Source organism: Bradyrhizobium sp. B124, assembly GCF_038967635.1.
Classification (GTDB): Bacteria; Pseudomonadota; Alphaproteobacteria; order Rhizobiales; family Xanthobacteraceae; genus Bradyrhizobium.
Genome location: NZ_CP152413.1, coordinates 2,987,156 through 3,009,144 on the forward strand (window position 1 = coordinate 2,987,156; position 21,989 = coordinate 3,009,144).

A 21,989-nucleotide genomic window follows, 5' to 3' on the forward strand; every position below is an offset into this window, starting at 1 on the left:
ATGCCAAAAATGTGGTCATGCCTCAGCGCGTCGGCGCGAAGCTCATGCTGCATCCGAAGAGAGTGCAAAGGCGATGTTCGAAGCCCATTTCCAGACGTTCGAAGAGCCCGAAGGCGGCGTGGCGCTGACCGCGCGCTTAAGCGCGCTGCGCGAGGAATTGGCGCGGCGCAAGCTGATCGGGTTCGTGGTTCCGCGCGCCGATCAGCAGCAGAATGAGTATGTTGCGGCGTCCGAGGAGCGGCTGGCCTGGCTGACCGGCTTCACCGGATCGGCCGGGCTCGCGATCGTGCTGAGCAAGGAAGCCGCCCTGTTCGTCGACGGGCGCTACACGCTGCAGGCCGGCAAGCAGGTCGATCGCAAGGCCTGGCAGGTCGAGCCGCTGGTCGAGCCGCCGCCGGAGCACTGGCTGACCCGGCACCTGGCAGCCGGCGACCGCCTAGGATTTGACCCCTGGCTGCACACTTCTGCGGCAGCCGAACGGCTGGCGGCGGCCTGCGCCAAGGCCGGCGCCGAACTGGTCGCCGTCGACGGCAACCCGGTCGATACGGTCTGGCACGAGCGGCCAGCACCGCCGCTCGGCCCGGTCGCGATCCACGGCGCGCAGTTTTCCGGCGAGATCGAGGCCGAGAAGCTGAAGCGCATCCGGCTCGAGATCAACAAGCTCGGGGTCGATGCGCTGGTGCTCTCCGACAGCCACGCGGTGGCCTGGACCTTCAACATCCGCGGCGCCGACGTCTCGCATACGCCGCTGCCGCTGTCCTATGCGCTGGTGCCGAAGGAAGGCCGGCCGCTGGTGTTCATCGATCACCGCAAGCTGTCCAACGCGACCCGCGACCATCTCGAACAATCCGCCGATGTCGAAGAGCCGGCGGCGCTGACGCCAAAACTGACCGAGCTCGCCAAGCGCGGCGCCTCGATCGCGCTCGACAGCGCGACCGCGGCCGACGCGTTGAGCCGCCTGATCTCCGGCGCCGGCGGCAAGCCGGTGCGCGGCAACGATCCGGTCAGCCTGCTGAAGGCGGTCAAGAACCTCACCGAGATCGACGGCACCCGCACGGCGCACCAGCGCGACGCGGTGGCGCTCGCGCGCTTCCTCGCCTGGGTCGACCGCGAGGCGCCCTCCGGCCACCTCACCGAGATCGACACCGTCGAGGCGCTGGAAACCTTCCGCCGCCAGACCGGCGCGCTGAAGGACGTCTCGTTCCCGACCATCGCCGGCGCCGGACCGAACGGCGCCATCGTGCATTATCGCGTGACGCGCAAGAGCAACCGCCGCATCGCGCCCGGCGATCTGCTGCTGATCGATTCCGGCGCGCAATATGAGGACGGCACCACCGACGTCACCCGCACCATCGCGATCGGCCAGCCGACCGACGAGATGCGCGACCGCTTCACCCGCGTGCTGCGCGGCCATATCGCGATCGCCCGCGCGATCTTCCCCGACGGCACCACCGGCGCACAGCTCGACAGCTTCGCGCGGCAACATCTCTGGCAGGCCGGGATCGATTTCGAGCACGGCACCGGCCACGGCGTCGGCAGCTATCTCAGCGTCCATGAAGGGCCGGCGCGGATCTCCAAGCTCGGCACCACGCCGCTGAAGCGCGGCATGATCCTGTCCAACGAGCCCGGCTACTACAAGACCGACGCCTATGGGATCCGGATCGAGAACCTCGAGCTGGTGATCGGCACCGACATTGCCGGCGCCGAGAAGCCGGTCAACGCATTCGAGACCCTGACGCTGGCGCCGATCGATCGCCGCCTGATCGAGGTCAGCATGCTGAGCGAAGCCGAATTGAGCTGGCTCAACGACTACCACGCCCGCGTCGCGCGCGTGGTGCGCCCACATCTCGACGACAACGCCACCAAGCTGTGGCTCGACGAGGCGACGGCGGCGCTGACGTAGCGGCGCGTTCAAGCATCCACACATTCGGTGTCATCCCGGTACTCGGTGTCATCCCCCGCGAAAGCGGGGGATCCAGTACGCCGCGGCCCATCGGTTCAAACACACCTGCCTCTGGAATACTGGGTCCCCCGCTTTCGCGGAGGACGACTGTGGAATTTGTGGCTGACGACAGCGGTGCTTGTTGCGCGAGGCGAAACTACCTCGCTTCGCCGCCCGAAATGCATGGGCGTATGCCGAAACACCCGTATTCCGCGCGGACGGGCACGCTACAGTCGTTCCACAATGCTGGATCGGACCTGAATGCACGGCGTGATGGGCAAGCCGCCCGGCGCGGCCACAAATAACATCGCGACATCGAAGGTCATGTTGCTGATGCTCGTCGTGATGACGGGCGTCGCGCCGATCTCGCTCTACATGCTGGTTCCGGCGCTGCCGGTGCTGGCGACCACGTTCAGCCGCGACATCGGGATCGCGCAGATGACCGTGTCGCTCTACATGGTCGGCATCGCGCTCTCGCAGCTGATCATGGGACCGCTGTCCGACAAGTTCGGCCGTCGCCCGGTGCTGCTCGCAGGCCTCGGCCTGATGGTGGTGGCCGGCATCGGCTCTGACTTCGCCGAGACCCTGCCGCAACTGATCGCGGCGCGCTTCTTCCAGGCGCTCGGCGGCGCCAGCGGCATGGTGATCAGCCGCGCCATCATCCGCGATCTCTATCCGCGCGAGCGTGTCGGCGCCATGATCAGCCTCGTCGTCGCCGCGCTGATGATCGCGCAGATGGTGAGCCCGCTCACCGGCGGTCTGCTGGAGACCACATTCGGCTGGCGCGCGATCCTCTATCTCATTACCGCGGCGTCGCTGATCACCACGATCTTCATCGCGCTCGCATTGCCTGAAACCCGCCGCGACCGCGCCGACAGCTCCAGCTTTCGCGGCGACCTCGGCAAACTGATGCGAAGCCGCGCCTTCGTCGGCTATCTCTTGTGCCAGGTGCTGGCCTCGCAGATCATCTTCGCCTTCGCCGGCGGCGGCCCCTATATCGTGGTCACCCAGATGGGCCGCAGCAGCGCCGAATACGGCGCGTGGTTCGCGATGACCGGGTTCGGCTACTTCATCGGCAATCTGCTGTGCGTCCGCTTCGCGCCGCGCCACTCGCTGGAGAAGCTGATCTGGTTCGGCCTCGCGCTGCAGGTCGGCGGCAGTCTCTTGAACCTGATCTGGAGTTTCGCCGGGCTGAACCAGGCGCCGCTCTGGCTGTTCGGCACCCAGATGATCGTGATGGTCGCCAATGCCTTCGTGATGGCCAATTCCGCCGCCGGCGCCATCAGCATCCGCCCCGAGGCCGCCGGCACCGCCTCCGGCGCCATGGGCTTCCTGCAGCAAGGCATCGGCTCGCTGATCTCGCAGTTCGGCGCCTATCTCGGCGGCCACTCCACCACCACACTGCCGCTGACATCGGCGCTCTTCGCGATCTCGCTCGCCTGCGCCTGCACCATGATCTTCGTGGTGCCGCGGCGGAACGTGGTGGTCAGCGAAGAGCTGATCGCGCAGGCCGAGGAGGATGAGCAGGGGATGATGTGAGGCGTGCGCTCGTACCGCGCTCTCGCCTCGTCATCCCCCGCGAAAGCGGGGGATCCAGTACGCCGCGGCCTGTCGGGTGAATCACTGCGGCCTCTAGAATACTGGGTCCCCCGCTTTCGCGGAGGACGACAGCGGAGAATGCGGCGACGACGCTGCGCGCACCTCACTCCTCAATCAGCTTCAGCCAGTCGTCTTCGGTCAGCACCGCAACGCCGAGCTCGCGCGCCTTGGTCAGCTTTGAGCCGGCCTCTTCGCCGGCGACGACGTAATCCGTCTTCTTTGAAACCGAGCCCGCGACCTTGGCGCCGAGACGCTCGGCCATCGCCTTGGCTTCGTCGCGGGTGAACTTGGTCAGCGATCCGGTGAACACCACGGTCTTGTCCGAGACCGGCGAGCTCTTGCGCGGCTGCTCGGCGGGCTTCACCTCGATCTGCTGCAGCAATTCACCGAGCGCCTTGACGTTGCGCGGCTCGGCAAAGAACTCGACCACCGCATCTGCGACGATCTCGCCGATGCCATCGATATCGTTGAGGTCCTGGTAGGCCTCGGTGGTGTTCTCTTCGTCCGTGCTGCCTTTGGCGGCGGCCAGCATCGCCTCACGGAAATTCTCGATCGTGTGGTAGTGCCGCGCCAGCAGCTTGGCATTGCCTTCGCCGACATGGCGAATGCCGAGCGCAAAGATCAAACGGTGCAGGTCGATGTTGCGGCGGGCGTCGATCGCGTCGAACAGGTTGCGCACCGAGGTTTCGCCGTAGCCTTCGCGCTCCATCAATTTTCTGGTCGAACGTTGGTCCCGCTCGCGAAGCGTGAAGATGTCGACCGGCGACATCACCAGTCCGTCCTCGTAAAACTCCTGGATCTGCTTCTCGCCGAGACCGTCGATATCGAAGGCAAGGCGCGACACGAAATGCTTCAGCCGCTCGACCGCCTGCGCCGGACAGATCAGCGCACCGGTGCAGCGGCGCACCGCCTCGCCCTCCTCGCGAATCGCGTGACTGCCGCACACCGGGCAAGTGTCCGGAAACTTGTAGGGCTTTGCACTCTTCGGCCGCTTGTCCAGAACGACATTGACGACCTGGGGGATGACGTCGCCAGCGCGCTGCACCACGACGGTGTCGTCGATGCGCAGATCCACGCCATCCCGAATCGGATTGCCGTCGTTGCCGATGCCCTTGATGTAGTCTTCGTTGTGCAGGGTCGCGTTCGAAACCACGACGCCACCGACCGTCACCGGCTCGAGCCGCGCGACCGGCGTCATCGCTCCGGTGCGCCCCACCTGGATATCGATGCCCTTGAGAATTGTCGTTGCCTGTTCGGCTGCGAATTTGTGTGCGATGGCCCAGCGCGGGCTGCGCGACACGAAGCCGAGCCGCTCCTGCCAGTCGAGCCGGTCGACCTTGTAGACCACGCCGTCAATGTCGTAGCCGAGCGAAGCCCGCTCCTCGCCGATCTTGTTGTAGAATTTCAAGACGTCGTCGATGCTCTTGCAGAGCGTGATCAGCGGATTGACCACAAAGCCTGCTCTGCCCATCCACTCCAGCATGCCGTGCTGGGTGTCGGCGGGCGGCTCGCTCATCTCGCCCCATGTGTAGGCGAAGAATTTCAGCGGTCGTGACGCGGTGATCGACACGTCCTTCTGACGCAGCGAACCCGCCGCCGAATTGCGCGGATTGGCAAACACCGTGTCGTCGGCCGCGGCCTGCTTCTTGTTCAGCTCAAGGAAGTCCTTCTTGAGCATATAGACTTCGCCGCGCATTTCGCAGGCTGCCGGAACGTTGCGTCCCTTCAGGGTGTGCGGGATGTCCTTGATGGTCCGGACGTTGGCGGTGACATCCTCGCCGGTGAAGCCGTCGCCACGGGTCGCGGCCCGGACCAGTTCGCCATTTTCGTAGCGCAGCGAGAGCGACAGGCCGTCGATCTTCGGCTCGGCGACCAGCGCCGGAATATGGTCGGCATCCAGCTTGAGAAAGCGCCTGATGCGTTCGACGAATTCGGTGACGTCCTCGTCGCTGAATGCGTTGCCGAGCGACAGCATCGGAACGACATGCTGCACCTTGGCAAAGCCACGGGCCGGCGCGGCGCCGACCGTCTGCGTCGGCGAGTCCTTGCTGACGAGATCGGGAAACCTGGCCTCGATTGCCTCCAGGCGCCGCCGCAAAGCGTCGTAGGCCGCGTCCGATACGGTCGGCGCGTCCTTCTGATAGTAGCGCTCGTTGTGCCCCTCGATCTCGAGTGAAAGCCGCATGTGCTCGACCTTGGCCTGGGCCTTGGTGAGCTTGTCGACGTCGACCAGCGCTTTCGTCGCCTTGGCAGCCATGGGCAGACTAGCTCGCCGCCCTGAGCAGCCGTTCCGCCGCGGCCCTCGCCTCCGCGGTGATCTCGGCGCCGGCCAGCATGCGTGCGATCTCCTCGCGGCGGTGATCGGCGGCGAGCGCGTTGACGCGGGTGGCGACCCGCTTGCCCTTGTCGAGCGCATCCTTGGAGATCAACAGATGCTGGCTGGCGCGGGCTGCGACCTGCGGCGCATGCGTCACCGCCATCACCTGCACCTTGCCGGCGAGGCGTGCCAGCCGCGAGCCGATCGCATCCGCCACCGCGCCGCCGACACCTGTGTCGATTTCGTCGAACACCAAAGTCGGCGCCGAGCCGCGATCGGCCAGCACGACCTTCAGCGCCAGCAGGAAGCGCGACAGCTCGCCGCCGGAGGCGACCTTCATCATGGGCCCCGGCTTGGTGCCCGGATTGGTCTGGACCCAGAACTCGACGCGGTCGATGCCCTGCGGCCCCGGCGCGGCGGCATTGGCCTCGACCTGGGTCATGAATTTCGCACGCTCGAGCTTGAGCGGCGCGAGCTCGGCATTGACGGCCTTGTTGAGCTTCTCGGCCGCCTTGGTGCGCGCCGCCGACAGCTTTGCCGCCGCAGCAGCATAGCGCTTGTCGGCCTCGGCGGCCGCCGCTTCCAGCTTCTTCAACTGATCGGCGCCGGCATCGATCAGCGCGACGTCACCAGCGTATTGCGCAGCCAGCGCGGCCAGCAGATCGACCGGCGTCGAATATTTGCGCGAGGCGGCACGCAACGCGAACAGCCGTTCCTCGATGCGCTCGAGCTCGGCCGGATCGAAATCGGTCGCCGCCAGTGCCGCGTGGAGATGCTGGTCGGCCTCTTCCAGCGCGTTGATCGCGATATCGATCGCCTTGACCGCCGGCTCGATCAGGCTGGGCGCATTGGCGGCACGCCGCTCCAGCCGCCGCACTGCGGCCGACAGCGCCGACACCGGCGAATGCGAGCCGCCGATCGCCTCCTGCGCCTCACGCAGATCGGTCGCGACCTTTTCGCCCTGCATCATGGTGGTGCGGCGGTTGGCGAGCTCGGTCTCCTCGCCCTCCTTCGGCGCCAGCGTCTTCAGCTCCTGGGAGGCATGGCGCAGATAATCGGCCTCGCGCGCGGCGCGCTCCATGCCAGCGCGATGCCCGTCGAGGTCGGCGTTGGCGGTCCGCCTGATTTCCCACAGCGCCTCCAGCGCGGCGACGTCCTTCTCGTGGCCGGCGAAGGCGTCGAGCAGCTGGCGGTGGGTGGAGGCGTCGACCAAAGCGCGCTCGTCGTGCTGGCCATGGATTTCGACCAGAACAGCGCCGACCGCCCTCAGGGTCTGCACGCTGATCGCCTGGTCGTTGATGAAGGCGCGGGTGCGGCCGTCGGCCAGTTGCACGCGGCGCAGGATCATTTCACCGGTGTCGTCGAGGCCGTTCTCGGCAAGAATCCTGGCGGCCGGGTGCCCCTTCGGGACATCGAAGGTGGCGGTGACCTGGCCCTGCTCGGCGCCATGGCGCACCAGTCCGGCATCGCCGCGGCCGCCGAGCGCCAGCGCAAAGGCATCAAGCAGGATGGATTTGCCGGCGCCGGTTTCGCCAGTCAGCACCGCCAGGCCACGGGAAAATTCGATATCAAGCCGTTCGATCAGGACGATGTCACGGATCGATAGACGGGCCAGCATGCGAGGACAATTCCTAGCCGAGACCTATCTTCTTGAAGGTCCTGCTGATCCAGGATCCCTGATTCTCGCTCGGCTCGAGACCGCCGGACTTTACTAGATTATATGCGTCCTTGTACCAGCGGCTGTCCGGAAAATTGTGGCCGAGCACCGCGGCGGCGGTCTGCGCCTCGCCGGCGATGCCGATCGCCATATAGGCCTCGGTCAGCCGGTAGAGCGCCTCTTCGACGTGGCGGGTGGTCTGGTACTGGGTGACCACGGTCTTGAAGCGGTTGATCGCGGCGGTGAAGTCGCGCTTCTCGATGTAATAGCGCCCGACCGCCATTTCCTTGCCGGCGAGCTGGTCGCGCGCAGCCTGGATCTTGGCCTTGGCCTGGGTGGCGTATTCCGAGGTCGGATATTTGCGCACCACTTCTTCGAGCGCCGCGATCGCCTTCTCGGTGCGGCTCTGGTCGCGCGAGATGTCCGGTATCTGGTCGAAATGCGATGCCGCGATCAGGTATTGCGCGTAGGACGCGTCCGGGCTGCCGGGATGCAGCGTCACGTAGCGGGTGGCGGAGCCGATGCAGCTATCGTAGTCGCCCGCCTGATAGTACGAATAGGCCGACATCAGGAGCGACTTGCGCGCCCAGTCCGAATAGGGATGCTGACGGTCGACTTCCTCGAACTTCTTCGAAGCGGCCTTCAGGTCCTTCTTCTCGTTCATCATGTACAAGCCCTCATTGTAGAGCTTGTCCGCGGGCTCATCGACGAACGTGTCGTCCTTGGCCATGAACTTGTCCCACAGCGCGCCGGTGCCGCAGCCGCTCAGCGGCAGTGCGAGCACGATCAGGCCCGCCGCGAAACGCAGCGTGCGCGCGGCCTTGGTCAGGCCGGAGACGTCAGAAGAATTGCGTTGTTCGAGCGCCATACGCATTGCCGACATGGATTGTAAAACCTGACGCCTTTGAGGCGGTTAACGGCGACCCCACTCCACCCATGAACCGCGATCACGGATGCAATATCTCTCGTGCCGTTGGCGCCGGATCAAGGCAACCGCGGGCCTGTTTAACCGAAAAATGACCGTCGACCAACCGAATAGGGAGCCAATCCGCCGGGAATAAGGCGACCCGGCGACGCTCACAGCCTGCTGTGGTTATTACGGAAATTGGGCTGACCGGCCAGGCGATCAGGACTTGGGCGATCAGGACACGTCCGGACCGTAGGCCGGGGCGACCAGGCCGCCCACCGTGCTTGCACCGGCTTCGACATGGCCGCGGACCGGCCGCCGGGCGGTCTCCGATTCGACCACGCGCCAGGCGCTGCGGTCGGCGAGCAGCGCCTTCAGCACTGCGTTGTTGAGCTTGTGCCCGCCGCGGACCGAACGGTAGCTGCCGAGCAGCGGCAGGCCGGCCAGCGCCAGATCGCCGATCACGTCGAGCACCTTGTGGCGGGCGCACTCGTCGGCGTAGCGCAGGCCCTCGGCGTTGAGCAGGCGGGCCTCGTCAAACACCACGGTGTTGTCGAAGGAGGCGCCGAGCGCGAAGCCGGCGCCCCACAGCCGCGCCACGTCATTCATGCAGCCGAACGTACGGGCCCGCGCGACTTCGCGGCGGAAGCCTTCCGGCGACAGATCGAAGGAGTAGGTCTGGTGACCGATCACCTTGTTGGCGAAATTGATTTCGACTTCGGCGCGGAACCCGCCGGCGAACGGACGCAGCTCGCCCATCGCATCGCCGATCTTGACCTGCACCGGCTTCAGCACCTGAATGAAGCGGCGGACGCCGGGCTGGGTCACAATGCCGGCCTGATCGATGGCCGCGACAAACGCCGCAGCGCTGCCGTCCATGATCGGAACTTCTGCAGCGTCGACTTCGATCGTGGCGTTGTCGACGCCCATGCCGCGCAGCGCGGCGAGAACATGCTCCGCGGTCGAAACCAGCGGCCCTTCGCGGTCACCCAGCACCGTCGCGAATTCGGTTGCGATCACAGCGTCGGCGGTGGCGGTAACTTCGCGGTCGGCACCGTCGAGACCGGTGCGGACAAAAATAAAACCCGCATCAACGGGTGCAGGTCCCAGCGTGAGACTGACAGGAAGACCGGAATGAACGCCTACGCCAGTCACGGTGGCTTGCGACCGAAGCGTTGTCTGACGGCTGAACTTCATTCGATAATGCCCACTACCCGACTTCGCTCACTTCAAGTGGCCAAACTTCCCCAAGGCCGACTCGCATGAGCTCCCCAAGTCCCGGCAGACCATAGTCACAGCCCTAAAGCGCGCCAACTCACGCTTCTTTACGGATTGTTACCCCATCTCCGCCGCATTCGCGCCCAAGGTTAACCCAATTGCGGCAGCGAAAACGGCCCTCGGCGAGTGGCCATCTGACCACCGAAATGATAATTAATCATTTAAAATCAGTTGCTTGTTTACCCGATGCAACTGCCTGCCCGCCAAGAGGAGAAGGCCCCGGCGGTTCCCCGCCGAGGCCTTCTTCGTCGCCAAGGTTGTAACAAACTTCAGTTTGCCTGCCGGCGCAGGAAGGCCGGGATATCAAGATGGTCGTCACCTTGTGGCGCCGGGGCAACAGGCGCCTGGCGGCCATGGGCGTCCAATCCCTGCGGTGCCGGGCGCTTCGCATATTCCGATACCGGCGATTCGTTCGCCGAGATCTGCTGGGCGACGCTGCGGGCCGGCTTGCGGTCGGGCAGCGGTGGCATCGTCGGCATCGCAGGACCCGAGGCACGGGCCGCGATCGGCGGCTCGGTCTCTTCGTCGCGGCGGCCGAGGCCGACATTGGCCAGCCGCTGCAGCAGCGACAGCCGGGTCTTCTGCGGGTGCTCCGCCTCGCCGTCACCGCTGGCCTGGCGGATCTCGGCCTGCGCCGGCATCGGCAGATCCTCGAACTTCGGCATCCGCGGGGCACGGACCGGCGACCGCTCCGCCGCCTGCGGGATGAAGGTCTCGGGCGGCATCGGCTCGTGCTGCTCGGCGCGGGCCGCCTCGTGGTCCGGGAACAACGTCGGCTTCTGGGCGATCGGGCGCACGGTGACGTCACCGTACGACCCCGGCTGCATCGGCGCCTGAGCCGGTGCGCTGTCCGGGGCAACCGCGGCAGCGATTGCCGCGAGCGCGGCGCGCTCGACGGCCGGACGCTGCTGGGCTGCGGCGGCAGCTGCAATCGGAGCAACCGTCACGCCGGTCGGCGGTTCCAGCTTCTGGGCGCGCTCGGCCATGCGCTGATTGTCGGCACGCAGGCGAGCGGTCAGATCGGCCAGCCGGCTCTCGGGCGAGCCGCCCGGCTGCTGTGCGGGAGCCTGGGCACGGGAAGCGATCGCGGCCTGCTCGATACCGGTTGCGACCACCGAGACGCGAATGACGCCGTCGAGCGATTCGTCGAAGGTGGCGCCGACGATGATGTTGGCGTCGGCATCGACTTCTTCGCGGATGCGGGTTGCGGCTTCGTCGACCTCGAACAACGTGAGGTCCTTACCGCCCGTGATCGAGATCAGCAGGCCGCGGGCGCCCTTCATCGAGCTATCGTCGATCAGTGGGTTGGCGATCGCAGCTTCGGCGGCGGTCAGCGCGCGCTTCTCGCCGGTGGCCTCGCCGGTGCCCATCATCGCCTTGCCCATTTCCCGCATCACGGCGCGGACGTCGGCGAAGTCGAGGTTGATCAGGCCTTCCTTGACCATCAGGTCGGTGATGCAGGCGACGCCCGAGTACAGCACCTGGTCGGCCATCGCGAACGCGTCGGCGAAGGTGGTCTTCTCGTTGGCGACCCGGAACAGGTTCTGGTTCGGGATGATCAGCAGCGTGTCGACCACCTTGTGGAGCTCGGAGATACCGTGCTCGGCGGTGCGCATGCGGCGCTGACCCTCGAAGTGGAACGGCTTCGTAACCACGCCGACGGTGAGGATTCCCATCTCGCGGGCAGCCTTGGCGATCACGGGCGCAGCCCCGGTGCCGGTGCCGCCGCCCATGCCGGCGGTGACGAACACCATGTTGGCGCCGGTCAGGTGATCGCGTAGTTCGTCCATCACCTCCTGCGCGGCCGCAGCGCCGACATCGGGCTGCGAACCGGCGCCGAGGCCCTGGGTGACCTGGGTGCCCATCTGGATGATGCGCTGCGCCTTCGACATGGTCAGCGCCTGCGCGTCGGTGTTGGCGACGACGAAGTCGACGCCCTGCAACCCGGCGGTGATCATGTTGTTGACGGCATTACCACCCGCGCCGCCGACGCCGAAGACGGTGATCCGCGGTTTCAGCTCGCTGATGTCAGGGGGTGTCAGATTGAGTGCCATGGTTGCCTCTCTCGATTATGCGCGCGTTGGTTCGTCCCGGCCGCTGGCCGCAGGAGCTGGTGAAAATGCAATGAGCCGGGGTGTGGTCATCAGAAGCCCTCGCGAAGCCATCGTCCGACCTTTCCGAAGTAACCGTCTGTCCCTGTCCTGAGCTGCCGCGTACGCCGCGGTTCGACATGTTCAAGATGTGCGTATTGCGGATAGACCAGGAGGCCCGTCGGCACCGAGAACGAGGCGCCCTTCGCCTCGTTCGGCAACCGGCCGAAGCCGAGCGGGCGGCCGATGCGGACCTGACGGTTCAGGATACGGGTGGCGAGCTCGACGGTGCCGGTGAGCTGCGACGCGCCGCCGCTCAGCACGACGCGCGCCCTCGGCTCTGCCGCAAAGGGAGAATCCGCGAGCCGGTCACGGACCATTTCGAAAATCTCCTCGGCGCGATGCCGGACAATGTTGGCGATCGTGGCGCGGGACACGATTTGCGGAGTCTCCCGATCATCGCCTGCAGTGGGAACGGACATCAGCTCGCGCGAGTCCGAACCGCCGGTCAGCACCGTGCCGTATAAAGTCTTGATTCGCTCGGCATCCGCAATGCACGCGCCGATGCCGCGCGCAAGATCCATCGTGATGTGTTGCCCGCCGAGCGCAAATCCGGATGCGTGCACGAGGCGGCCGCCGGAATAGGTCGCGATCGTCGTCGAGCCCGCGCCCATCTCGACGACGGCAGCGCCGAGATCGGCCTCGTCATCGGTCAGGACCGACAGGCCCGCGACATAGGGGCTCGACGCCATGGCTTCGACGTTGAGATGGCAGCGCTCGACCACCAGCATCAGGTTCTTGGCGACCGTCGCGTCGGACGTCACCACGTTCATGTCGACGCCGAACTGGCGCGCCACCATGCCCCTGGGATCGCGGATGCCCTTGACGCCGTCGAGCGCGTAGCCGACCGGCAGCGCGTGCAACACGGTGCGACCGGCGCCGGCGGCGTGGCGCATGCCGGCCGAAGTGACGCGGCTGATATCGTCCGCGGTCACCGAGCCGCCGTGGATATCGGCCGCGGCTTCAACCAGTTGGCCATGCAGCCTGCCGCCGGAAACCGACAGCAGGACGGATTCGACACGGACCTTGGCCATGCGCTCGGCCAGCGCCACGGCATGGCGCACCGCCTTCTCGCATTCGGCGAGATCGACGACGGAGCCGGCCTTGACGCCGCGCGACTGGATCTGGCTGTAGCCGATCAATTCGACCGCGTGGGTGCGGCCGCACAGCGCCTCGTTCGGCGGCGACGGCCTGAGCCGCGCGATCATGCAGGCGATCTTGCTGGAGCCGACGTCGAGCGAAGCCACCATCGCGGTGCGCTTCTGCATCGGACGGGTCTTCGGGGTCAAATTGCGATCGAGGCCGGTCATGCGGAATCACCGGCCTTCTTCTTGGACTTCTTGTCCTTGAACAGCTCGTCGCGCGCCTTGCCGGCTTCCTCGGACAATTGCACGATCAGCCGATCGGGCAGGCGCACGTCGACGGCGACGATGTCGCGCGAGAACAGCTTCTCGTCCTTGTCGAGCTTGGAGAGCGCGGCCAGCGCGTTGCCGACGTCGTTCTCCGGCAAGCGGATGTCGAGGCCGTCCTTGAGGCGCAGGTTCCAGCGCCGCTCGCCGACGAAGATCGCGGCCTTGGTCACCGAGCGCACCTGCGGATAACGGTCGAGCAGCGCCAGGAAGTCCTGGGCGCGGGTGTCCGCGCCCTTGCCCACCACCAGCGGCAGATTGAGGAAGCGGCGCGAGACGTAAGGCTCGAGCACCGCGCCGTCGGAGGCGATCACCGACAGGCGGCCGTTCTGCTGCCACAGCGCGAAGGCGGTGCGCTCGACGATGTCGATCTGCAGCCGGCCCGGATAGAGCTTGAGGATCGTGGCGTCGGCGATCCAGGGATTGGCCTTCAGCTTGGCGCGCACGGTGTCGGCGTCGAGGAATAGCAGCGAGGAGCGGCCGTTGACGCCGCCGATCGCAAGCACCTCATCCTGGCTCAGCTGCTTGCGGCCGTTGATGCCGACGGTGGTGATGCGGAAGCCCGCGGAATTGGCCAGCGCATTGCGGGTGTCGCTCAGCGCCGTGGTGAACTCCTCGAGATGGCCGCCCCGGACGATGCCGAAGCCCAGGCTGCCGAACAGGATCGCGAGCGTCGCGACCAAGCCGATGCGGCGCGGCAGATAGCGTTCGACCATCAGGATGTAGCGGTTCGGCGGCTCGCGATCGATCATCTGCGGCGGCCTGGCGGGACGCCGGCGGCGACGCGCGAGATGGGCGCCGACATACTCGCGCAGCAGCATTGCCGCTCCAATAGCGGCTGCTTTCAGGTCAGCTTGAGGCCCCAGCGATCGCAGCGATCGGGTGAGGCGTCCTGCACGATCCATTGCACGAGCTCGTCACATGTTGCGCCCGCAAACCCTGCGGGGTCCCGGCACAAATCACGTCTCGGCTAGACCGGTGGGATTAGAGAGGCCCCCTGTTCCCTGGTTGCGATCCTCGAAGCGGTAATCCGCGACAGCTCACGCCCCGGCAGCCAAGCGCTACATGCGCCGCCAGCGTTAACCTTCGGGCTTCCTGGTAAACAAATGGTAAAGGAGTTCAGCCTGGAGTGTATTTTGATCAACGCTCTGAATACTTTGCCGCGAACCCGTTAGCATTTTAGCAACAGCGTCCGGGTTCCATCCGGCCGAGTCGGGCGGGTTCCCGCCCGGTTGGCCTTAACTCCTGGCGCGGCGGCGGCCGAGCTCGATCTGGTCACGCAGGAAGTCGGCAAAGGCGATGCCCTGTGCTTTCAAGGCCTTAGGGTAAAGTGATGCCGCGGTGAGGCCGGGCAGCGTGTTGGTCTCGAGGTAGACCGGGCCATTGGCCGACACGATGAAATCGCTGCGCGAATAGCCGGTGCAGGACAATGCGCGGTGCGCCCGCAGCGCATGGTCCATGATCGCGGCGCTGACCTCGGGCGCGAAACGGCCGGGGCAGATCTCCTGGGTCGACTTCAGAAGGTATTTGGCTGTGTAGTCGAAGCCCCCCTCCGCCGGCACGATCTCGATCGGCGGCAGCGCGAACACCGTGCCGTCGGATTGCTCGAGCACGCCGCAGGTCGCCTCGACGCCCGACACGAACGGCTCGATCAGATAGTCTTCGTGCTTGGCGGCATTGCGGACCGCGACAAGGTCCTGCTGTGCGTTGACGAAGATCAGCCCGTAGCTCGATCCGTCCTTGGCGGGCTTTGCGATCAGCCTGCCGTGCTGGGCGAACGCCTCATCGAGCTGTGCGACCGATATGCCCTGTGGCGCGTTGAGGCCTGCGATCGCGGCGAAGCGCTTCGCCGATGGCTTATCGAACGCCAAATGCGACGACGCCGAGCCGGAGCCGGTGAACGCGACGCCGCGCATCTCGCACATTGCCTGCAATTCGCCGTTCTCGGCGCGGCCACCGTGCAGGCCGAGCACCAGCACGCGCTGCTCGGCACTGGCTTTGTCGAGTGCCCGGTCGAGCGCGATGCCGCGACCATCGGGCTTGAAGTCGACCTCGAAGGGCCGCGTGTGGCCGAGCAGCTGTTCGGACGTCACCGCGTGCACGGTGTCGTCGACGTCCCAGAACCAGAGCTCCGCGTCGGGCAGCGCGCGGTGCAGCGCCTGCGCGCTCGCCACCGAGACCAGCCGCTCCTTGTTGGTGCCGCCGAACAGAATGGTCACCTGCATCAGCTTTTCCCGATCCGCTTGATTTCCCAGTGCAGCTCAATTCCGCTGGTCTGCTTGACCCGCTCGCGCACCGTCTCGCCGAGGGTCTCGATGTCATGCCCGGTGGCGTTGCCGGTGTTGATCAGGAAATTGCAGTGCATCTCCGACACCTGTGCGCCGCCGACCTTGAGGCCGCGGCAACCGGCGGCGTCGATCAGCTTCCAGGCGCTGTTGCCGGGCGGATTCTTGAAGGTCGAGCCGCCGGTCTTCTCGCGGATCGGCTGCGCGGTCTCGCGATGGGCCTGCACCTCGTTCATGCGGGTGCGGATCGCCTCAGTATCGGTGATCCTGCCGCGGAAGCGCGCCGAGGTGAACACGATGGACGGATCGACGCCAGAGTTGCGATAGACGAACTTCATGTCGGCATTGCCGAACGTATGCTTCGTACCGTCGCGGCCAACGCCGGTGGCCTCGATCAGCACATTCTTGGTCTCGCCGCCATTGGCGCCGGCATTCATGCGCAGCGCGCCGCCGACCGTGCCGGGAATACCGAAGAAGAATTCCATGCCGCCGATGTTTGCAGCAGCCGCCGTCTCGGCGACGCGCTTGTCGAGCGCCGCGGCGCCGGCGGTGACGACATCGCCGGCTGCACTGGTTTCGCCAAAGGTGCGCGGCGCCAGTCGGATCACGACACCGGGCATGCCGCCGTCGCGCACGATCAGATTGGAGCCGACGCCGACGACATAGACCGGCAACTCCTGCGGCAGCCGCTTCAGGAAATAAGCCAGATCATCCTCATCCGCTGGCGTGAACAGCACCTGCGCCGGACCGCCGACACGAAACCAGGTCAGCTCCGCCAGCGACTGGTTAGCCAGCAGCCGCCCGCGCAGCTCCGGCATCGCGGTTTTCAGGTCGGGCGTGATGTCGGGGAAGGTCATGCGTGACCTCTCCGTCCGTCATGGCCGGGCTTGTCCCGGCCATCCACGTCTTGCAGTATCTCCACATGGCAGGGGGATACGTCTATTTTCTGACCAACCGACCGAACGGCGTGCTCTATGTCGGCGTAACGAGCGATCTCGTCCGCCGGATATTCGAGCATCGTTCTGGATTCGTCGATGGATTCACCAAGCGCTACGGCTTGAAGCGGCTGGTTTACTTCGAGCAATTCGACGACATCCGCACCGCTATCCAACGTGAACACACCATCAAGCATTGGCCACGCGCTTGGAAGGTTCGCACAATCATCGCAGCGAATCCGAACTGGGACGACCTGTACGACACGATAGTGCGGTGAAGACGTGGATGGCCGGGACAAGCCCGGCCATGACGTGGTGAGATACGAGGCCTCCATCACCCCAGCGCCTTCAATTCGTCGGGCAGTGCGTAGGCCCATTGCGTGATGTTGCCGGCGCCGAGGCAGACGACCAGGTCGCCGGACTTGGCAATACCGTGAACAATCTTCGCGAGGTCGCCGGCGTTCGGCAGCGGGACAACGTTGCGATGGCCGTGGGCGCGCAGGCCGGCGGCGAAATGGTCGCGGTCGATGCCTGCGATCGGTGCTTCGCCGGCCGGATAGACCTCCGCGACCACGACCGCATCGGCATCGTTGAAGCAGGTGCAGAATTCCTCGAACAAGGATTGCAGGCGGGTGTAGCGATGCGGCTGCACCACGGCGACGATCTTGCCGTTGGTGGATTCCCGCGCCGCCTTCAGCACGGCCGCGATCTCGACCGGATGATGACCGTAGTCGTCGATCACGGTGATGCCGTTCGTCTCGCCGGTCTTGGTGAAACGCCGCTTGACGCCACCGAAGCCCGCCATGGCCTGGCGGATCACGTCATCGGACACGCCGAGCTGATGCGCGACCGCGATCGCCGCCGTCGCGTTCGACGCGTTGTGGGGCCCCGGCATCGGCAGCATGATGTCAGCGATCTCGTGCGTCGCGCCTGACTTGCGATCGCGGATCGCGACCTTGAATTTCGAGCCGCCGCCCATCGGCGTCAGATCCAGGAGCTGCGCATCGGCCTGCGGATTCTGGCCGTAGGTGACGATGCGGCGGTCCTCGATCTTGCCGACGAGGGCTTGCACCACCGGATGATCGGTGCACATCACGGCAAAGCCATAGAACGGAACGTTCTCGACGAAATTGCGGAACGCGTCCTGGATCGCCTCGAAGGTCTTGAAGTGATCGAGATGCTCGGGATCGATATTGGTGACGATGACGACATCGGACGGCAGCTTCAGGAACGTGCCGTCGCTCTCGTCGGCCTCGACCACCATCCAGTCGCCTGCCCCGAGCCGCGCATTGGAGCCATAGGCATTGATGATGCCGCCATTGATCACGGTCGGATCGAGCCCGCCGGCGTCGAGCAAGGTCGCCACCATCGTGGTCGTGGTGGTCTTGCCATGGGTGCCGGCGATCGCGACGCAGCTCTTCAGCCGCATCAATTCCGCCAGCATCTCGGCGCGCCGCACCACGGGAATGCGCCGCGCGCGCGCCGCCATCAGCTCGGGATTGTCGCGCTTGATCGCAGTCGAGACCACGACGACATCGGCGCCATCGACATTCTCGGCGGTGTGGCCGACCGATATCTTGGCGCCCTTCTTGCGCAGCCGGTCGAGGTTGTAATTGTCCGACGCGTCGGAGCCCTGCACGGTATAGCCGAGATTGATCAGCACCTCGGCGATGCCGCTCATGCCGATGCCGCCGATCCCGACGAAGTGAATGGGTCCGATCTCGCGCGGCAGTCTCATGATCCGGTTCCTGATATCATCGTCCGTGCGCGCCTCACAATGGTCGCACTGAGTACTGGATGCCCCGCTTTTCCCATGCGTGACAAGGGCTTTTTCCACCCCGCAGCCGCGGAAATGTCGCTGTTGTCAGCTACCGGCCGGTGCTGGTGATCTGACGTCACAGACATCTCCATCTCGGCCCCGGCGGCTACGCCGCTCCCGGCCGCACGGCGCGCGCGGCGAACTCATCCTGCATCTCGATGACGCGAAGATAATTGCGCAGGCGGTTGGTCTCGAGCGCGCGCAGCAGCTTGTTCTGGTGATAGGGCAGCACGAGCTCGGCGAGCTGTGCACTCCAGGCAGCGTTCATGTCGAACAGCACGCCGAGGCCGAACACGGCGGGGATCTCGGCGAAGCCGAACTCCCTGCCCTGCGCCAGCTCTTCAGCCAGGAAGTCATCGATCGCGGTCATCACGCCATTGCGCGCACCGCCGGCGGCGTTCGCGAATGCGGCGAAGCCGGCGCCGCGAAATCCACGCCCCTCGACCAGCAGCGGGCGATCCAGCGTGGCACCGGCGTTGAAACTGTGCGGGTGACGAAACTCGGCGGGAATCTGGCTTGGCGCGTAATACATGTCGCGGCGCCCGCAGGGCCAGCCGACATCGTGGAGGAAGACCAGTACGGGCTTGCCGGCACGGCGGCTGATCGCCTCGATCTGCCGGAGCTCGTGATACACGGTGTACCAATTGTGGTCGCCGTCGACGATCCAGGCGTCGGCGGCATCAAGTTCGCCGAACGCATCGAGGCTGGTCTTCGCGACGTGACGCACATCCGGATTGGCGCTCACCCAATCGAGGAATTCGCGCTTCGGCGCCGGATCGACGCTGGTGAACTGGCCGCCGCGGGCCCGGCAGTGATTGGCGAGCAGCGCCGACATGCCGCCATACTCCGCACCGATCTCGACGATGTCTTGCGCATCCGAAAGGCGCAGCGCTTCGAGGATCAGGTCCGAGAATTCCGAGACGGAGTGGATCAAAAGACCCGTCATGATCTAGTCTCCCCCGACGTCCTGCCGGATTGGCGCATCAAATCCCGGCCACTTTCGCGACCAGATCGGCCAGCCGCTCGGCGGCATCGAGCCGGCCGACACTGCGCGCAGCGTCCGCCATCACAGTCAGTCGCTCGGGCTCGGCGGCGAAGGCCGAGATCTCGGCGGCGAGCCGTTCCGGCGTGAAGTCGCCCTGCGTGATGCGCAGCGCGCCGTTCGCCTGCGACAGCACGCCGGCATTGGCGAACTGGTCTTGATCGATCGCGCCCGGCAGCGGCACCAGGATCGAGGGCCGGCCGATCGCGGCGAGCTCGGCGACGGTACCGGCACCGGAACGCGAGATCACGAGCTGGCTCGAGGCCAGCCGTGCCGGCAGGTCAGCGAAGAACGGCGCGAGCTCGGCATCGATCTTGAGCCGGTCATAGACCGCGCGCACCCGCGCCATGTCCTCTTCGCGCACCTGCTGGGTGATGATCAGCCGGCTCCACAGCGCGGGCGCGAGCTTCTCGATCGCCGGCGGCACGATGTCGCTCATCACCCGCGCGCCCTGGCTGCCGCCGACGACCAGCAGGCGCAGCGGCCCGTTCACCTCGGGCGGGGTGTATTTCACCGCGGCGGCGGCGAGGATCGCCGGCCGCATCGGCGTGCCGACGGTGGTGGCCTTGCCGGCGAGCGCGGGATCGCGGTCGAGCACGCCGGGCAGCGAGGTCGCGATCGCATTGACGCGGCCGGAGAGGAAACGGTTGGCGCGGCCGAGCACCGCGTTGGCATCATGGATGATGCCGGGAACGCCGAGCATCCGCGCCGCGATCAGCGGTGGCAAGGTCGGGTAACCGCCGAAGCCGACGACGGCCGACGGCTTCAGCCGGCGCACCACATTGGCGGCGACCAGCGTGCCGTAGCCGAGCATCAGCACCGTCCGCGCCAGCGAGATCGGATTGCGGCTGCGCACGGTCGCGCTCGGCACGAGCTCGATGCTCTCCCTGCCGAACAGGCCGGAGTAGCGCAGCGCGCGGCCGTCGGTCGCCAGCCGTACCCGCAGGCCGCGCCTGATCAGTTCCACGGCGAGTGCTTCGGCCGGGAACAGATGGCCGCCGGTGCCACCGGCCGCCAGCAGAATCAGGGGGGACTCAGCCATGGCAACAATTTATACCGTCATTGCGAGCGAAGCGACTTGTCCGCCGAAGCCTTGGCGAAGGCGGAAGCAATCCATGGCGCTCCCCGCAATGACGATGGGAAGCCTCATGCGTAGGCGCGCCGGGCGCTGGCGCCTTCCATTGATTCGATCTCGGTACGCGGCCGCTGCCGCGTCAGCGCCAGCATCATGCCGACGCCATAGGCGAGCGAGACGAACGAGGAGCCGCCATAGGAGATGAACGGCAGCGTCATGCCCTTGGCCGGGATCAGTTGCAGATTAACCGCCATGTTGATGGTCGCCTGCACGCCGAACAGGATCGCAAGCCCCGACGCGGCGAAGCGCGAGAACATGTCCTCGGTGGCATAGGCGCGGGTCAGCGTTCGGATCACGATGAAGCCGAACAGCGCGACCAGCATCAGGCAGAGGATGATGCCGAATTCTTCCGCCGCGACCGCGAATACGAAGTCGGTGTGGCTGTCCGGCAGGCTGCGTTTGGCGATGCCCTCGCCCGGCCCGAGCCCGAACCAGCCGCCGTTCCAGAACGCTTCCATCGCGGTGTCGACCTGGAAGGTGTCGCCGGAGGCCGGATTCATGAAGCGCTTGATGCGGCCCGCAACGTGCGGCACCAGGAGATAGGCGCCGAACAGGCCGGCGCCGGCCGCACCGGCGAGCCCGAACACCCAGATCATCCGCATGCCCGCGATGAAGAACAGCGCGCCCCACACCGTGAGGATCAGCATGGTCTGGCCGAAGTCGGGCTCCATCACCAGCAGCGTGACCAGCGTCATCAGGAGGACCAGCGCCATCGAGGTCGCCGGCATCTCCGGCCGCTTGGTCGATTCCGCAAACAGCCAGGCCGCGACGATGACGAAGGCGGGTTTTGCGGCTTCGGAGGCCTGGATGTTGACGCCGAGCAGCGTGATCCAGCGCCGTGAGCCCTTGACCTCGGGCCCGATCAGCAGCGTCAGCACGATCAGCACGATCGACACCGCGAACACGACCAGCGCGGTGCGCCGGATCTGCCGCGGAGTCATGAACGACACCCCGATCAGCACGATCAGCGACGGCACCAGGAACATGACGTGGCGATTGAAGAAGTGGAACGGATCGAGCCCGATCCGGGTCGCAACCGGCGGGCTCGCCGCCAGCGACAGGATGACGCCGGCCAGCATCAACGCGGCGATCGCCACAAGCAGCAGCTTGTCGACGGTCCACCACCAATCCGAGAACGGGGTGCGTTGGTCACGGGCGAGCATGGGCGTCCCCAGATGGCAGAGATAACGTTCATTCGTGGCGCAGGATGGTTTCCAAGGGGTTAACGGGTTGGGTAACTTTTGAGGGAGGTGTTTGGGGGCTCGCGACACGTTCGGTGTCGTCATCCGGGCATGCAGAGCCTCACACACAACCGTCGTCCTGGCGAAAGCCAGGACCCATAAACACCGCTTTTGATTGTGAACGTGATCGCGGCCCCAGCGTGGCGCAACAATTGAGATTCGGGGTACTGGGTCCTGGCCTTCGCCAGGACGACACCGAGTGTGTTGTGTCGTACGTGAGGCACAAGTTCGTATTCTCGCGACATGAAGCGCCCAAGCTTGAGGTCTCGTTCC

Annotated in this window: 16 protein-coding genes and 1 pseudogene; 3 read left to right on the forward strand and 14 right to left on the reverse strand. The window is 65.9% G+C overall.

The window, feature by feature from the left end:
* The first annotated feature begins 73 nt into the window (after positions 1 to 73).
* Both AAFG13_RS14485 and AAFG13_RS14490 read left to right on the forward strand, forming a co-directional pair.
* Positions 74 to 1,903, forward strand: coding sequence for an aminopeptidase P family protein (locus AAFG13_RS14485; RefSeq protein ID WP_342712411.1), 1,830 nt, complete (start codon positions 74 to 76; stop codon positions 1,901 to 1,903).
* A gap of 300 nt (positions 1,904 to 2,203) precedes the next feature.
* Complete coding sequence (locus AAFG13_RS14490; RefSeq protein ID WP_342712412.1) at positions 2,204 to 3,481, forward strand: multidrug effflux MFS transporter; 1,278 nt, start codon at positions 2,204 to 2,206, stop codon at positions 3,479 to 3,481.
* Positions 3,482 to 3,644: 163 nt separating this feature from the next.
* On the opposite strand, the gene ligA is transcribed toward AAFG13_RS14490, so the two are convergent.
* The 10 genes and pseudogenes from ligA to murB form a co-directional block, all read right to left on the reverse strand.
* On the reverse strand, positions 3,645 to 5,798 hold the full coding sequence (gene ligA, locus AAFG13_RS14495) for an NAD-dependent DNA ligase LigA (RefSeq protein WP_342712413.1): 2,154 nt from the start codon (positions 5,796 to 5,798) through the stop codon (positions 3,645 to 3,647).
* Between the two features lie 7 nt (positions 5,799 to 5,805).
* Positions 5,806 to 7,476: a DNA repair protein RecN gene (recN, locus tag AAFG13_RS14500; protein ID WP_212310538.1), complete on the reverse strand. Its 1,671-nt coding sequence runs from the start codon at positions 7,474 to 7,476 to the stop codon at positions 5,806 to 5,808.
* A 13-nt stretch (positions 7,477 to 7,489) separates the two neighbouring features.
* Positions 7,490 to 8,383, reverse strand: a complete 894-nt coding sequence (locus AAFG13_RS14505; RefSeq protein WP_092115914.1) for an outer membrane protein assembly factor BamD — start codon at positions 8,381 to 8,383, stop codon at positions 7,490 to 7,492.
* Positions 8,384 to 8,656: 273 nt separating this feature from the next.
* A complete protein-coding gene (gene lpxC, locus AAFG13_RS14510) occupies positions 8,657 to 9,619 on the reverse strand; it encodes a UDP-3-O-acyl-N-acetylglucosamine deacetylase (RefSeq protein WP_212310539.1) in 963 nt (320 codons plus the stop codon).
* A gap of 350 nt (positions 9,620 to 9,969) precedes the next feature.
* Positions 9,970 to 11,754, reverse strand: a complete 1,785-nt coding sequence (ftsZ, locus tag AAFG13_RS14515) for a cell division protein FtsZ (protein ID WP_212310540.1) — start codon at positions 11,752 to 11,754, stop codon at positions 9,970 to 9,972.
* A gap of 89 nt (positions 11,755 to 11,843) precedes the next feature.
* Entirely contained in the window at positions 11,844 to 13,160 is a 1,317-nt protein-coding gene (ftsA, locus tag AAFG13_RS14520; RefSeq protein WP_342712415.1) for a cell division protein FtsA, read from the reverse strand.
* Complete coding sequence (locus AAFG13_RS14525) at positions 13,157 to 14,164, reverse strand: FtsQ-type POTRA domain-containing protein (protein WP_342712416.1); 1,008 nt, start codon at positions 14,162 to 14,164, stop codon at positions 13,157 to 13,159. The genes ftsA and AAFG13_RS14525 overlap by 4 nt, the downstream gene beginning before the upstream one ends.
* Positions 14,104 to 14,426 (reverse strand): annotated as a pseudogene (locus AAFG13_RS14530) (D-alanine--D-alanine ligase); the annotation flags it as partial. The pseudogene AAFG13_RS14530 and the gene AAFG13_RS14525, both read right to left, overlap by 61 nt.
* Before the next feature lie 71 nt (positions 14,427 to 14,497).
* Positions 14,498 to 15,484, reverse strand: a complete 987-nt coding sequence (locus AAFG13_RS14535) for a D-alanine--D-alanine ligase (RefSeq protein ID WP_212310543.1) — start codon at positions 15,482 to 15,484, stop codon at positions 14,498 to 14,500.
* Positions 15,484 to 16,401 (reverse strand): UDP-N-acetylmuramate dehydrogenase, encoded by a 918-nt coding sequence (gene murB / locus AAFG13_RS14540; RefSeq protein WP_342712418.1) that lies wholly within the window; start codon positions 16,399 to 16,401, stop codon positions 15,484 to 15,486. Before murB ends, AAFG13_RS14535 begins: the two co-directional genes overlap by 1 nt.
* Positions 16,402 to 16,421: 20 nt before the next feature.
* Here murB and AAFG13_RS14545 point away from each other — a divergent pair, with 20 nt between their 5' ends.
* A complete protein-coding gene (locus tag AAFG13_RS14545) occupies positions 16,422 to 16,757 on the forward strand; it encodes a GIY-YIG nuclease family protein (RefSeq protein WP_342713337.1) in 336 nt (111 codons plus the stop codon).
* A 56-nt stretch (positions 16,758 to 16,813) separates the two neighbouring features.
* On the opposite strand, the gene murC is transcribed toward AAFG13_RS14545, so the two are convergent.
* From murC to ftsW, 4 genes are all read right to left on the reverse strand, one after another.
* Positions 16,814 to 18,217, reverse strand: coding sequence for a UDP-N-acetylmuramate--L-alanine ligase (murC, locus tag AAFG13_RS14550; RefSeq protein ID WP_342712419.1), 1,404 nt, complete (start codon positions 18,215 to 18,217; stop codon positions 16,814 to 16,816).
* A gap of 187 nt (positions 18,218 to 18,404) precedes the next feature.
* Positions 18,405 to 19,244 (reverse strand): class I SAM-dependent methyltransferase, encoded by an 840-nt coding sequence (locus AAFG13_RS14555; protein WP_342712420.1) that lies wholly within the window; start codon positions 19,242 to 19,244, stop codon positions 18,405 to 18,407.
* A gap of 37 nt (positions 19,245 to 19,281) precedes the next feature.
* Positions 19,282 to 20,382, reverse strand: a complete 1,101-nt coding sequence (gene murG, locus AAFG13_RS14560; RefSeq protein WP_212310548.1) for an undecaprenyldiphospho-muramoylpentapeptide beta-N-acetylglucosaminyltransferase — start codon at positions 20,380 to 20,382, stop codon at positions 19,282 to 19,284.
* A gap of 104 nt (positions 20,383 to 20,486) precedes the next feature.
* Entirely contained in the window at positions 20,487 to 21,638 is a 1,152-nt protein-coding gene (ftsW, locus tag AAFG13_RS14565; protein ID WP_342712421.1) for a putative lipid II flippase FtsW, read from the reverse strand.
* Positions 21,639 to 21,989 lie beyond the last annotated feature (351 nt).